The sequence below is a fragment of the Streptomyces sp. NPDC027185 genome, assembly GCF_055567035.1.
Genome location: NZ_JBVHRF010000011.1, coordinates 122,610 through 136,308, shown reverse-complemented (window position 1 = coordinate 136,308; position 13,699 = coordinate 122,610). Strand labels below are relative to the sequence as shown.

Below are 13,699 nucleotides of genomic sequence, written 5' to 3'. Positions count from 1 at the left end.
GCGTGGCAATGGAGGCCGGCCCTCGTGACGGAGCGCAGCAGCCGGACCGGAACGGCACCGGCACGGCGCCGCGCGATCCACAAGCCCCCGCGCCGCACCCCCGGGACGCCGCTCCGTACGCCGTCCCCGACGAGCGCGCCGACGACCTGCCGGAGCCGGACGGCACCGCTCTCCAGGCCCCGCGGAGCCCCGCGCTGGACGGTTCCGACGGGCCCGACGCCGAGGAGCCGGCCGCCGAGGGCGGTGAGTCGTTCCGGGAGCTGCGTCCGCCGCGGCGGCTGCGGCTGTGGCAGCTGGCGCCGGTCGTGGCGCTCGCCGCCGTGGGCTCGCTGATGTTCGCCTTCCCCCTCGCCTTCGAGTTCGGCGGCGACGGCGGCGCCCCCATCGCCATGCTCGGGCTGCTGCTGTGCTGCTGCGCCGCGGGCTGGGGCATGATGGCGGCCCGCCGCGTCGGCCACACCTGGCCCGGACTCCCCACCCGCGGCTCCGGCCGCCGCGCGAGCTGGCGGGTGGTCCTCGCCTACACCGCCGTGGTGGTCGTCCCCGCCGCCCTCGCCATCTGGCGCGTCACCCGCCTCCGCTGAGCCCGCGCCGCCCGGCCCCGCCCGTCCGCCGCGCCACGGGCGGGCGTCCCGCCCGTGCGCCCCGCCTCCGCCGGTCCGCCCGCGCCCCGCTCGGCCCCGTGCCGCCGTGGCGCCCCGCGTGCCGGAACGTCCCTGCGGCCCGTACGATTCAGGGGTGAGCACCGCGCGTATCGACTTCCTCAAGGGCCACGGCACCGAGAACGACTTCGTGATCGTTCCGGACCCGGACGGCCGGCTCGACCTGACCGCCGCCGAGGTCGCCCGGATCTGCGACCGGCGCGCCGGGATCGGCGCGGACGGCGTGCTGCGCGTCGTGCGGTCCGCCGCCCACCCCGAGGCACGGGCGATGGCCGGTGACGCCGAGTGGTTCATGGACTACCGCAACGGTGACGGTTCGGTCGCCGAGATGTGCGGCAACGGCGTCCGGGTCTTCGCCCGCTACCTCCTCCACGCCGGACTGGCCGAGGCCGGTGACCTCGCCGTCGCCACCCGCGCGGGGGTCCGCCGGGTGCACCTCGCCAAGACCGGTGACGTCACCGTCGGCATGGGGCGCGCCGAGCTGTCCGAGGGCGCGGCCGACATCACCGTGGGCGAGCGCACCTGGCCGTCCCGGAACGTCAGCATGGGCAACCCGCACGCCGTCGCGTTCGTCGAGGACCTGGCGCACGCCGGAAGCCTCCTCGACGCACCCGGTGTCGCGCCCGCCGCGGTCTACCCGGAGGGCGTCAACGTCGAGTTCGTCGCCGACCGCGGACCGCGCCACGTCGCCATGCGGGTGCACGAGCGCGGCTCCGGCGAGACCCGCTCCTGCGGCACCGGTGCGTGCGCCGTGGCCGTCGCCACCGCCCGCCGCGACGGCGTCGACCCGGCGCTGACCGGCACCCCCGTCACGTACACCGTCGACGTCCTCGGCGGCACCCTGGAGATCACCGAACTGCCCGACGGCACGGTGGAGATGACCGGGCCCGCCGTGATCGTCGCCGAGGGGACCCTCGACCCCGCGTGGCTCGCCGGGGAAACCGCCTGACCGTACGCCGCCGCACCGCCGCCCTCCCAAGACACGGGCGCCCCCGGGAAGTTCGCTCGAACGGGTGATCCGTTTCGTAGGGGGGAGGGGGCGGGCAACGGCGCGTGGTGGGCTCGGTAGCATCAATCACCGGCCCGGCCGCTCAACCGACGGCGCCAGACCGCCGGTCGACTCGCTGCCGGAGGTGCCCATGAGCGCAGAGGCCACGAACCCTGGAAACCCGGACACGGCCCGGAGCCGCCGTGGCCTGCCCCGTCCCGCGCTGCGCGGACTGCGCCGCATCGGCCGGGCCGCGCTGCTCGGCCCGGCGCCGCGCGGCGGTCTGCCCGACGCGCTGGAACACGTCGCCAAGGTCCACCGCGGTCACCATCCGGACGCCGATCTCGCCATCCTCGCCAAGGCGTACACGCTGGCGGAGTCCTCGCACCGCGGCCAGATGCGGAAAAGCGGCGAACCCTACATCACCCACCCGCTCGCGGTGACCCTCATCCTCGCCGAACTCGGCGCGGAAACCACGACGTTGACCGCCTCGCTGCTCCACGACACCGTCGAGGACACCGAGGTGACGCTCGACCAGGTGCGGGCGGAGTTCGGCGCCGAGGTCCGCTATCTCGTCGACGGTGTCACCAAGCTGGAGAAGGTCGACTACGGCGCCGCCGCCGAACCGGAGACCTTCCGCAAGATGCTCGTCGCCACCGGCCACGACGTCCGCGTGATGTCGATCAAACTCGCCGACCGGCTGCACAACATGCGCACCCTCGGCGTGATGCGCCCCGAGAAACAGGTCCGGATCGCCAAGGTCACCCGCGACGTCCTCATCCCGCTCGCCGAACGCCTCGGCGTCCAGGCCCTCAAGAGCGAGCTGGAGGACCTGGTCTTCGCGATCCTGCACCCCGAGGAGTACGCCGCCACCCGCCGCCTGCTGCGCGCGCACGCCGACCGCCCCGATCCGCTCGCCGCGCTCGCCGGCCGGATGCGTACGGTCCTGGCCGACGCCGGTATCGACGCGGAGGTCCGGCTGCGCCCCCGCCACCTCGTCTCCGTGCACCGGGTGCGGCGCGCCCGCGGTGAGCTGACCGGCGCCGACCTCGGGCGGATCCTGGTGCTCGTCCCCGAGGACGCCGACTGCTACGCCGTCCTGGGGGAGCTGCACACCTGCTTCACGCCCGTCGTCTCGGAGTTCAAGGACTTCATCGCCGCTCCCAAGTTCAACCTCTACCAGTCACTGCACACTGCCGTCGCGGGCGAGGCGGGGGAGATCGCCGAAACGTTGATCCGCACCCACCAGATGCACCGCGTCGCGGAGGCCGGGGTGATCGCCCTGGGCAACCCGTACGCCCCGGCGGCCGGTGCGGACGCGCAGGACGGCGAGCGGGCCGACCCGACGCGCCCCGGGTGGCTCTCCCGCCTGCTGGAGTGGCAGAGCGCCACCCCCGACTCGGACACCTTCTGGTCCTCGCTCCGCGACGATCTCGCCCAGGACCGGGAGATCACCGTCTTCTGCGCCGCGGACACCGATCGGCCGGGCCGCGCCGCGGGCGCCCGGCCGATCGGCCTGCCCGCCGGATCGAGCTGTGTGGACGGTGCGTACGCCCTGCACGGCGAGGACGCGCACCGCTGTATCGGCGCCCGGGTCAACGGCCGCCTGGTGCCCCTCTCCACCGTGCTGCGCGACGGCGACGGCCTCCACCTGCTGATGGCGCCCGACGCCGCCGCCGGACCGTCCCCGGAATGGCTCGACCACACCCGCACCCCCGCCGCCCGCCTCGCCATCGGCCGCTGGCTGGCCGAGCGCGGCGCGCCCCCGGAGCCGGCACCGGGCGACGGGGCGGGTGCCCCGGCTGCTCCCACACCCTCGGACGGCGCGGTTCCCCCCGCGGAGGCGCCGTCCCCGGTCGGCCCGAGGACGGGCGGGGACGGGGCGCGGGAGGCCGCGGCGGGCGCCCCCGGCGACCGCCCCGCCGCCGGGGCCCCGCGCCGCCCGGCCACCGGCCCCGCCTCCCGCGCCTCGGCCGGAACCACCGGCCCCGCCGCTCCGGAGGAGGCGTCCGGGCCCGGCGCCCCCGAGGACGACGGCCCCGGTCCGGTGCCCGAGGCCCTCGCCGTCGACGGGCTGCCCGACGCCGCCGTCCGCCTCGCCGGGTGCTGTACGCCGGTACCGCCCGACGCCGTCACCGGATTCGCCGTACGGGGCGGCAACGTCACCGTGCACCGCGCCCTGTGCCCCGTCGTGGCCCGGATGGCCGCCACCGGGCGGAAGCCGGTCGGGGTGCGCTGGCACGGCTCCGGACCGGCCGGGCACGGCTGCCGGGTCACGCTCCGCGCCGAGGCGTTCAGCCGCCCCCATCTCCTCGCCGACCTCACCGAGGCCATCGCCGTCCAGGGCGCCGCCGTCGTCTCCGCCGCCGTCGAGCCCCCCTACGAGCAGCGCGTCCGCCACACCTACACGCTCCGGCTGCCCGACGCCGCCGCGCTGCCCGCCCTGCTGCGCGCCATGCGCCAGGTGCCGGGCGTCTACGACGTCACCCGGGCGGTCAAGCCCCGTCGCACCGGGGCACCGCGCCCCTGACGCTCCCGGGCCGCGCTGCCGCGCCGGGCCCGCGGAGCCGTAACGGCCGGGCGCGCCCGCCACCGGACGCGCCCGGTGCCCGCACCGGTGACCGGGGCACGCCGCCCACCGAACACACCCCCGCCCCGCGCCCGCGTATACGGGCCACGGCCCGCCGCGCGCCGCCCGTTCGGGTGCCGTGGTGGAGAGCCGTCAGCGGAGCGGCGGGCGGCGCTGGTAGCCGTAGCCCATGCTGCTTCCCCCGTATCTCCGGCGCCTTCCGTCCCCCGCGCGTTCCGGGCCGCGTCCGCGCCCCCGGGGCGCCGTGCCGCGTCCCGCCGCCCGCCGCGCCACCGCCCTCGCCCTGGCGGCCGTCGCCGTCCTGGGCGCCGCCGCGCCGTCCGCGCCCGGCCCCGTGGGCATCGGCGACCGGCTCTTCCCCCGGCTCGGCAACCCCGGCTACGACGTCCTCGGGTACGACATCGCCCTCGACTACAGCGGCCGCAACGACCGGCCGCTGGCCGCCGTCACCACGATCACCGCCCGCGCCACCACGGCGCTCGACCACTTCAACCTCGACTTCGCCCGCGGCACCGTCGCCTCCGTCACCGTCGGCGGACTGCCCGCCGGTTCCGTCCGCCGGGGCGAGGACATCGTGATCACCCCCGCCGTCCCGGTGCCCGCCGGGGCGCCGCTGCGGATCGTCGTCCGCCACACCAGCGACCCCCGGGGCGGCGCCGACGGCGGCTGGATCCGCACCCCCGACGGCCTCGCCATGGCCAACCAGGCAGACGCCGCCCACCGGGTGTTCCCCTGCAACGACCACCCCTCCGACAAGGCGTACGTCACCTTCCGCCTCACCGCGCCCCGGGGCGTCACGGCGGTCGCCGGCGGTGTGCCCGTACCGGGCGGCGACGACGGGCCCCGCCCCACCCGCACCTTCCGCTCCGTCCACCCGGTCGCCACCGAACTGACCCAGGTCTCCTTCGGGAAGTCCGCCGTCCGCACCCGCCGGGGACCGCACGGCCTGCCGGTGCGCGACGTGGTGCCCGCCGCCGCCCGCACCGCCATGGAGCCCTGGCTCGACCGCACCCCGGGCCAGATCGCCTGGATGGAGCGCCGGGTCGGCCGCTTCCCGTTCCCGCTCTACGGGCTGCTCATCGCCGACACCCGCACGGGATTCGAGCTGGAGACCCAGACCCTCTCCCTCTTCGAGAAGGGCCTCTTCACCGAGGATCGCCTGCCCTCCTGGTACGTCGAGTCGGTGATGGTGCACGAACTGGCCCACCAGTGGTTCGGCGACAGTGTCAGCCCCCGCCGCTGGTCCGACCTCTGGCTCAACGAGGCCCACGCCACCTGGTACGAGGCGCTCTACGCCGAGGAGAAGGGAGGCAAGAAGCGCGCCTCCCTGGAGGAGCGGATGCGTCGCGCCTACACCGAGTCGGACGGCTGGCGGACCGACGGCGGACCGCCCGCCGCCCCGAAGCGGCCCGTCCCGGGGCAGAAGATCAGCATCTTCCGCCCCGTCGTCTACGACGGCAGCGCCCTCGTCCTGTACGCGCTGCGCCAGAAGATCGGCCCGGCCGCCTTCGACCGCCTGGAGCGCGCCTGGGTCGCCCGCCACCGCGACGGCAACGCCTCCACCGCCGACTTCACCGCCCTCGCCTCCGCCGTCTCCGGCCGCGACCTCTCCGCCTTCCTGCACGCCTGGCTGTACGACGCGAAGACCCCGCCGATGCCCGGCCACCCGGGGTGGACCTCCCGTCGCCCGAAGTGAACGCGCGGGCCCGCCCCGCGCCCGGCGCACGGGGCGGGCCCGCACGGGGCACGGGGCGGGCCCGCACGGGGCACGGGGCGGGCCGGTGCCCCGTGCGGGGCGCCGTGCCGTACGGCCCGCCACGGTGCCGTGTCCGTCCGGCCGGCCCGGCCGTGCCCCCGTGCCACGGGCGCGTCCGTCCGCCGGGAATCGGTGGAAACACCGGGAAACTCGCGTGACGGTCCCCACCGCCCGTGCGACCATCGACGGGTCGACTCCGGCGGCCGGGAATCTCCGGCGCGGCCCGGACGTTGTCACCACCGACGGTCCCAGCGCGGCCGACCGGCCCCCCGTAGGACCTCCCATCGACACAAAGGATCAAATGACCTCCTCCTCTTCCCTTCCCGCGGACCGCCAGCGCCTCCCCGAGAGCCTTCGGGCCGACGCCCTGATGGAAGAGGACGTCGCCTGGAGTCAGTCGATCGACGAGGCCCGTGACGGCGAGCAGTACGACAGGTCGGAGCGTGCCGCGCTGCGCCGCGTCGCCGGACTCTCCACCGAGCTCGAGGACGTCACCGAGGTCGAGTACCGCCAGCTCCGTCTGGAGCGCGTCGTGCTCGTCGGTGTCTGGACCTCCGGCACCGCGAGCGACGCGGAGAACTCCCTCGCCGAGCTGGCCGCACTCGCCGAGACGGCCGGTGCCCTGGTGCTCGACGGCGTCATCCAGCGCCGCGACAAGCCCGACCCGGCCACCTACATCGGCTCCGGCAAGGCCCTGGAGCTGCGCGACATCGTCCTCGAATCCGGCGCCGACACGGTGGTCTGCGACGGTGAGCTCTCGCCGGGCCAGCTGATCCACCTGGAAGACGTCGTCAAGGTCAAGGTCGTCGACCGCACCGCGCTGATCCTCGACATCTTCGCCCAGCACGCCAAGTCCCGGGAGGGCAAGGCGCAGGTCTCGCTGGCGCAGATGCAGTACATGCTGCCGCGGCTGCGCGGCTGGGGTCAGTCGCTGTCCCGGCAGATGGGTGGCGGTGGCTCCGGATCCGCGGGCGGCGGTATGGCCACCCGTGGCCCCGGTGAGACGAAGATCGAGACGGACCGGCGCCGGATCCGCGAGAAGATGGCGAAGATGCGCCGGGAGCTCGCGGAGATGAAGACCGGCCGGGACATCAAGCGCCAGGAACGCCGGCGCAACAAGATCCCCTCGGTCGCCATCGCCGGTTACACCAACGCCGGTAAGTCCTCGCTGCTCAACCGCCTCACCGGCGCCGGTGTCCTGGTGGAGAACGCCCTGTTCGCCACCCTGGACCCGACCGTCCGCCGCGCCGAGACGCCCAGCGGGCGGCTCTACACCCTCGCCGACACCGTCGGCTTCGTCCGCCACCTGCCGCACCACCTCGTCGAGGCGTTCCGTTCCACGATGGAGGAGGTCGGCGACTCCGACCTGATCCTGCACGTCGTCGACGGCTCGCACCCGGCGCCCGAGGAGCAGCTCGCCGCCGTCCGCGAGGTCTTCCGCGACGTCGGCGCGGGCGACGTCCCCGAGATCGTCGTCGTCAACAAGGCGGACGCCGCCGACCCGCTGGTTCTCCAGCGGCTGCTGCGCCAGGAGAAGCACGCCCTCGTGGTCTCCGCGCGGACCGGCCAGGGCATGGCCGAGCTGCTGGAGCTGCTCGACGAGGAGCTGCCGCGCCCCGAGGTCGAGATCGAGGCGCTGGTCCCCTACACCCAGGGGAAGCTGGTCTCCCGCGCCCATGCGGAGGGCGAGGTCCTCTCCGAGGAGCACACCGCGGACGGCACGGTCCTCAGGGCCCGGGTCCACCAGGAACTCGCCGCCGAGCTCCAGCCGTTCGTCCCCGCCGCCTGACCGGCGCGGACACGGCACAGCAGAAGGGCCGCTCCCCCTCGGGGGAGCGGCCCTTCCCGTACGTCAGGGGCGGATCAGCCCTTGGCGGCCCAGCGCTTGCTCATCGCGTTGAACATGTTCCGCGCCTCGGGGCCCAGGTGCGGGCCGGCGGACCAGCGGGCCGGACGCGGCCCCATCGACATGTTGGAGATCAGCTCCGGCTTGCCGTCGGCGCCCTTCACGAACCAGGGACCACCGGAGGAACCACCGGTCATGGTGCAGCCGATGCGGTACATGGTGGGCTTGACCGCGTCCATCGACAGCCGGGTCGGCTTGTCGGTGCACTGCTCCTGGAGCGCTCCGTCGAACGGCGCCTCGGCCGGGTAACCCTGCGCGGTCAGGCTCGGGATCTTGCTCATCGCGGGCGCGTTGAAGTTGACCGTGTACGCACCGCCGGCCATCTCCTCCAGCGACTTGCCGCCCGTGCTCTGCTCCGGCTTGACGTGCATCAGCGCGAAGTCGTACGGCGCCATCGGCACACCCGGCACCGCGCCGCCGTCCTTGATCCACTCGCTGGAGGTGGCCATGTCGTCGGCCCACCACTTACCGGCCGGGACGCGGTCCTCGAACGGCGCGGACTTCATCCCGGCGGCGGACACACCGTTCCGGTTGAAGTTCGGCACGAACATCATGTTGCGGTACCAACCGCCGTTCTTACCGGCGTGCACACAGTGCGCGGCCGTCCACACCAGGTTGGACCTGCCGGGGTGCGCCGGGTCCTTGACGACGGTGGCCGAACAGCGCGACTCGCCCTCGGGCGTGCTGAAGAGCAGCAGACCCACACCGGGCGCGGTGGAGGTGTACGGCGTCCGCACCGGCCGCGCAGGGACGGCGACGGGCTCCGGGTCGGTCTTGCCCTGGTCCTCGGAGATGTCCTCGGGCTTGCTCGGGTCCTGCGGCGGCTTGACCTTCTCGATCTTGTCCGGGTTCCAGAAGTCCTTGATGATCGGGTTGATGAATTCCCCGGCCTCACGGAGCCACTTGTCGCGGTCCCAGTTCTTCCACTCGCCGTCCTTCCACCGGTCCAGGTCGATGCCGCGTTCCTTCAGCTTCTCCCGGATGTCCTGCGGAATCTTGATCTCGGTGCCGCCGGGGGCCTCCTGCTCCGCGGAGGCGCCGGTCTTGGCGTCGGCGTCGCCACCGGGCCCGCAGGCGGTCGCGGTCAGTGCCACGACAGCGGTCAGCGCGGCGGCCAGAACCGGGGAACGGCGCGCGCGCGAGGCGGCGCGGCGGGCCGGCGGACGTATGGAACGCATGGGTGAACTCCCCCTGAGACATCGGACTGAGCTGGTACGGCACGCCCGCCGCGGTTCTTGTCATGAACCCCAAGTCGCCGGACGCAAGCCCCCACTATGCCGGTGCCGGGAGGGACGGCGTTAGCCGGGCCCCCGGTTCCCGGCTGGTTAAGGATCTCTCCCCCGACCGTGATCCCGCGCCCGGACCGTCGTTGGTACGTACGGGGGAACGCCGGGCCGCCCGCCGGGCCCGTGCGCCGCAGCTCTTCATCCGGAGGACACGACCGACGTGGCGTTGACCGAATCCGTACCGACGGCGTCGCCGCCGGGACACGAGGGGATCCTGCGACGGCAGGCCCAGCGGGAATCCGCGGCCCGCACCTATGCGCGCTCCCTGCCGATCGTGCCGGTGCGCGCCCGCGGGCTCACCGTCGAAGGGGCCGACGGCCGCCGCTACCTCGACTGCCTCTCGGGCGCCGGGACCCTCGCCCTGGGGCACAACCACCCCGTCGTCCTCGAAGCCGTCCGCGCCGTCCTCGACTCCGGCGCCCCGCTGCACGTCCTCGACCTCGCCACGCCGGTCAAGGACGCCTTCGTCACGGAGCTGTTCGCCACTCTGCCCGCCGAGTTGGCCGAAAACGCGCGGATCCAGTTCTGCGGACCGGCCGGGACGGACGCCGTCGAGGCCGCCCTCACCCTCGTGCGCACGGCCACCGGCCGGGACGGGCTGATGGCCTTCTCCGGCGCCTACCACGGCATGACGACCGGAGCCCTCGCCGCGTCCGGCAGCGCCCGGCACACCACCGTGACCCGGCTGCCGTACCCGTACGACTACCGCTGCCCGTTCGGCACCGGCGGTGCGCGCGGCGCCGAACTCGCCGCCCGCTGGACCCGGTCGCTGCTCGACGACCCCGGGAGCGGGGTGCCCGAGCCGGCGGGGCTGATCGTCGAACCGGTCCAGGGCGAGGGCGGCGTGATTCCCGCCCCGGACGCCTGGCTGCGCCGGATCCGGGAGATCACCGCGGCCCGCGGCGTGCCCCTGATCGTCGACGAGATCCAGACCGGCGTCGGCCGCACCGGCGCCTTCTGGGCCATCGAACACAGCGGCATCGTCCCTGACGTCCTCGTCCTGTCGAAGGCGATCGGCGGCAGTCTGCCGCTCGCCGTGATCGTCTACCGCGAGGAGCTGGACACCTGGCCGCCCGGCGCGCACGCCGGCACCTTCCGCGGCAACCAACTCGCGATGGCCGCCGGGCGCGCCACCCTCGCCCACGTCCGCGAGAGCGGCCTGGACCGGCACGCCGCCGCCCTCGGCGCCCGGATGCTCACCCGCCTCCAGGCGCTCGCCGTCGGCCACCCCTGTATCGGCGACGTCCGCGGCCGTGGCCTGATGCTCGGCGTGGAACTCGTCGACCCGGAGGGCGAGACGGGTCCCGCCGGCGACCTGCCCGCGGCCCCCGGCCTCGCCACCGCTGTCCAACGCGCCTGCCTGGACCGCGGCCTCATCGTCGAACTGGGCGGCCGCCACCGGTCCGTCATCCGGCTGCTGCCGCCCCTGACCCTCACCGACGAACAGGCCGAAGCGATCCTCGACCGCCTCGCCGACGCCCTCGCCGCGGCGACCCGCCCCACCGCCGGCCCGACCCCCACCACCCTGTGAGGCCCCTCCCCATGAACGAACGCACCGCCACCGACGGGACGCAGGCCCCCGAGCGCCCCGCCCGCCCCGGCACGGACACCCTCGGCCCCGGCGTCCCGCGCCAGCCGCGCCGCCGCGCCGCCGACCCCGACCTGCCGGGCGCCGCGCCGCACGCCCTGCCCGCGGAGCCCGACCCCCTCGACCACCCCGACCCCGCCCGCGCCGCCGACGCCGCCGCCGTCGAGAACCTGCTGCGCTGCTGGCTGAGGGAGAGCGGCGGCCACCGCCCGGCGGGCGGCCGGCTCCGCCTCCCGCTGCCCGCCAGCGCCACCGCCCTGCAGATCCCCGTCCGCTACTGGTCACCCACCGGTCTGCACCGCCTCGGCGCCCCCGCCCTGGAGGGCGCCCCGGACGGCGCCGCCCCGCTCGACGCGGTCACCCTCGCCGCACTGCTGCGCCGGGAGGCCGCCCACGGCGCGGCCCGGACCGGCGCCGACACCGCCTGCGGCGACGGCGCCGACCTCGTCGGCCGGGTCGCCTCCTCCGTCCGCACCACCGCGCTCTTCCTCGCCGACCGCCGCGCCCGCCCCGCCGACACCGGGCACCTCCGCTTCCTCGACGGTGAGCAGTCCCTCCTCCTCGGCCACCCGCTCCACCCCACCCCCAAGAGCCGTGAGGGCCTCACCGACGCCGAACACCACGCCTACGCACCCGAGTTGCGCGGCGGCTTCCCCCTGCACTGGATGGCCGTCCGCCCCTCGGCCCTCGCTGCCGACTCCGCCTGGACCGAACGCGGCCGGACCGTCCCCGCCGACCGGCTCGCGCACGCCCTCGCCGCAGGCGCCCCGACCCCGCCCGCCGGCACCGTCCCGCTGCCGCTCCACCCCTGGCAGGCCCGCGACCTCGCCGCCCGGCCCGAGGTCGCCGCCCTCCTCGGCTCCGGGGTGCTCACCGACCTCGGGCCGGGAGGGCCGCTCTGGTACCCGACCTCATCGGTCCGTACCGTCTGCCGCCCCGGCGCCGACGCGATGCTCAAGCTCTCCCTCGGGCTGCGGATCACCAACTCCCGCCGGGAGAACCTCCGCAAGGAACTGCTCCGCGGCGTCGAGATGCACCGGCTGCTGCGCACCGGTCTCGCCGCCGACTGGCAGGCCGCCCACCCCGGGTTCGACATCATCCGCGACCCCGCCTACCTCGCCGTCGACGGGCCGGACGGCACCCCCGTCCAGGGCCTGGACGCCGTCATCCGCCACCAGCCCTTCCGCCCCGGCGACGACGCGGTGTGCCTGGCCGGGCTCACCTCGCCCCGCCCGTGGCCGGGGCGTCCCGCGATGCGCTCGCGTCTCGCCGTCGTCGTCACCGCCCTCGGCGCGCGGACCGGCCGCACCCCCGCCGCCGTCGCCACCGAATGGTTCCTGCGCTACCTCGAAGCCGTCGTCCGGCCGGTGCTGTGGCTCGACGGCACCGCGGGCGTCGCCCTGGAGGCCCATCAGCAGAACACCCTGGTCCTCCTCGACGCCGACGGCTGGCCCGCGGGCGGCCGCTACCGCGACAACCAGGGCTACTACTTCCGCACCTCGCGGCGGGACGAGCTCACCGCCCGCCTGCCCGGTCTCGGCGAGGCCAGCGACACCTTCGTCCCCGACGACGTCACCGACGAACGCTTCGCCTACTACCTCGCCATCAACAACGTCCTCGGCCTCATCGGGGCGTTCGGCGCCGAGCGCCTGGTCCGCGAGGAGGTCCTGCTCGCCGCCTTCCGCCGCTTCCTCACCGACGCCGCCACCGCTCCGGCCGCCCACCGCTCCCGTCTGCCGGAGCTGTTGCTGACCACCCGCACCCTGCGCTGCAAGGCCAACCTCGCCACCCGCCTGCACGGTCTCGACGAACTCGTCGGTCCCGTCGACACCCAGTCCGTCTACGTCGCCCTGCCCAACCCGCTGCTCCCCTGAGCGGGGTCCGCGACGCCGCGGACCCCGCCCCGGCCCGTCCACCGCAAGCAACCTGCGCACCCCGGGGCGCGGCGTACCCCGCCGACCGCCCCGCCGGCCGCCCCGGGTACGCGCCGATCCGCGTCCCCGGGGCCACGAGAGGAGAGCGCCGCCGTGCCATCCACCGAATCCGGCCCCGGCACCACGGATGTCCGCGCGCTGCCCGGCGGTCCGCGGCCACCGTCCGGCCCGCAGCCCCCGCAGCACGCGGGTCCCGCCGCCGGCCCGCTCCTCGACGGTCCGGCCCACTGGCCGCCGACCGTCACCGACGCCGGTCCGTTCGCCCTCGTGCCCGTCGATCCTGTCGCCGATCTCGCCCGCCTCACGGCGTGGATGAACGATCCGGCGGTCGCGGCTTTCTGGGAACTCGCCGGTCCGCCCGCGACCACCGCGGCCCATCTGCGCCCCCAACTCACCGGTGACGGCCGCAGCGTCCCCTGTCTCGGCGTTCTGGCGGGCGTTCCGATGAGCTACTGGGAGATCTACCGCGCCGACCTCGACCCGCTCGCCCGTCACTACCCGGCCCGTCCGCACGACACCGGCGTGCACCTCCTCCTCGGCGCGGACCACCGGGGGCGCGGCCTCGGCTCGGCCCTGCTGCGGGCCGTCGCCGCCCTCGTCCTCGCCCACCGCCCGCGCTGCACCCGCGTCGTCGCCGAACCGGACGTCCGCAACACCCCCTCCGTCGCCGCCTTCCGCGCCGCCGGATTCCGGTACGACGGCGAGATCGAACTCCCCGGCAAACGCGCCGCGTTGATGATCCGCGACCGCGACCCGCACTGACCCTGGCCCGTCACCCGACGGCCCCGCACCGCTGTCCGGACCGCCCGCCGCTCCTGTGGCCCCCACCCGTCCTGTCGGTCCCGCGCCCGCCCGGACCACCGTCCTTCCGACCGTCCGCCCGCGTCCACCCCTCCGACCGCCCGGCCGCCCCGCGGCCCGGCACCCGCCCGAGCCACCGCCCCTCCGAAGGAAAAGCGCCGCCCCTGACCGACCCCCTTTCACCCGGT

General features: G+C 75.4%; 9 protein-coding genes. 8 read left to right on the top strand and 1 reads right to left on the bottom strand.

Annotated features, from left to right (window positions below):
• Window positions 1-8 precede the first annotated feature (8 nt).
• The 5 genes from ACZ4M8_RS28785 to hflX all read left to right on the top strand — a co-directional run bounded on the left by ACZ4M8_RS28785 (window position 9) and on the right by hflX (window position 7,785).
• Window positions 9-584: a hypothetical protein gene (locus ACZ4M8_RS28785; RefSeq protein WP_467612695.1), complete on the top strand. Its 576-nt coding sequence runs from the start codon at window positions 9-11 to the stop codon at window positions 582-584.
• A gap of 154 nt (window positions 585-738) precedes the next feature.
• Window positions 739-1,611, top strand: coding sequence for a diaminopimelate epimerase (dapF, locus tag ACZ4M8_RS28780; protein WP_467612575.1), 873 nt, complete (start codon window positions 739-741; stop codon window positions 1,609-1,611).
• 190 nt (window positions 1,612-1,801) lie between these two features.
• Window positions 1,802-4,180 (top strand): RelA/SpoT family protein, encoded by a 2,379-nt coding sequence (locus tag ACZ4M8_RS28775; protein ID WP_467612572.1) that lies wholly within the window; start codon window positions 1,802-1,804, stop codon window positions 4,178-4,180.
• A 229-nt stretch (window positions 4,181-4,409) separates the two neighbouring features.
• The gene (locus ACZ4M8_RS28770; protein ID WP_467612569.1) at window positions 4,410-5,936 is read left to right on the top strand and encodes a M1 family metallopeptidase; all 1,527 of its coding nucleotides are present in this window, start codon (window positions 4,410-4,412) and stop codon (window positions 5,934-5,936) included.
• Between the two features lie 361 nt (window positions 5,937-6,297).
• Entirely contained in the window at window positions 6,298-7,785 is a 1,488-nt protein-coding gene (hflX, locus tag ACZ4M8_RS28765) for a GTPase HflX (RefSeq protein WP_467612566.1), read from the top strand.
• Between the two features lie 74 nt (window positions 7,786-7,859).
• Here the strand turns inward: hflX and ACZ4M8_RS28760 are convergent, their stop codons facing one another.
• Window positions 7,860-9,080, bottom strand: coding sequence for a trypsin-like serine peptidase (locus ACZ4M8_RS28760; RefSeq protein ID WP_467612563.1), 1,221 nt, complete (start codon window positions 9,078-9,080; stop codon window positions 7,860-7,862).
• Window positions 9,081-9,348: 268 nt separating this feature from the next.
• Between ACZ4M8_RS28760 and ACZ4M8_RS28755 the strand changes: the two genes are divergently transcribed.
• The 3 genes from ACZ4M8_RS28755 to ACZ4M8_RS28745 all read left to right on the top strand — a co-directional run bounded on the left by ACZ4M8_RS28755 (window position 9,349) and on the right by ACZ4M8_RS28745 (window position 13,472).
• A complete protein-coding gene (locus ACZ4M8_RS28755; protein WP_467612560.1) occupies window positions 9,349-10,719 on the top strand; it encodes a diaminobutyrate--2-oxoglutarate transaminase family protein in 1,371 nt (456 codons plus the stop codon).
• A gap of 11 nt (window positions 10,720-10,730) precedes the next feature.
• Complete coding sequence (locus ACZ4M8_RS28750; protein ID WP_467612557.1) at window positions 10,731-12,650, top strand: IucA/IucC family protein; 1,920 nt, start codon at window positions 10,731-10,733, stop codon at window positions 12,648-12,650.
• A gap of 153 nt (window positions 12,651-12,803) precedes the next feature.
• Window positions 12,804-13,472 carry a GNAT family N-acetyltransferase gene (locus tag ACZ4M8_RS28745; RefSeq protein WP_467612554.1) on the top strand — a complete coding sequence of 223 codons (669 nt, stop codon included), beginning with the start codon at window positions 12,804-12,806 and terminating at the stop codon, window positions 13,470-13,472.
• Window positions 13,473-13,699: the final 227 nt, after the last annotated feature.

Excerpts from the sequence above, each read along its gene's own strand:
- ACZ4M8_RS28760 (WP_467612563.1), bottom strand. The coding sequence starts at position 9,080 with ATGCGTTCCATACGTCCGCCGGCCCGCCGCGCCGCCTCGCGCGCGCGC.
- hflX (WP_467612566.1), top strand. The coding sequence starts at position 6,298 with ATGACCTCCTCCTCTTCCCTTCCCGCGGACCGCCAGCGCCTCCCCGAG.
- ACZ4M8_RS28775 (WP_467612572.1), top strand. The coding sequence starts at position 1,802 with ATGAGCGCAGAGGCCACGAACCCTGGAAACCCGGACACGGCCCGGAGC.
- ACZ4M8_RS28770 (WP_467612569.1), top strand. The coding sequence starts at position 4,410 with ATGCTGCTTCCCCCGTATCTCCGGCGCCTTCCGTCCCCCGCGCGTTCC.
- ACZ4M8_RS28785 (WP_467612695.1), top strand. The coding sequence starts at position 9 with ATGGAGGCCGGCCCTCGTGACGGAGCGCAGCAGCCGGACCGGAACGGC.
- ACZ4M8_RS28750 (WP_467612557.1), top strand. The coding sequence starts at position 10,731 with ATGAACGAACGCACCGCCACCGACGGGACGCAGGCCCCCGAGCGCCCC.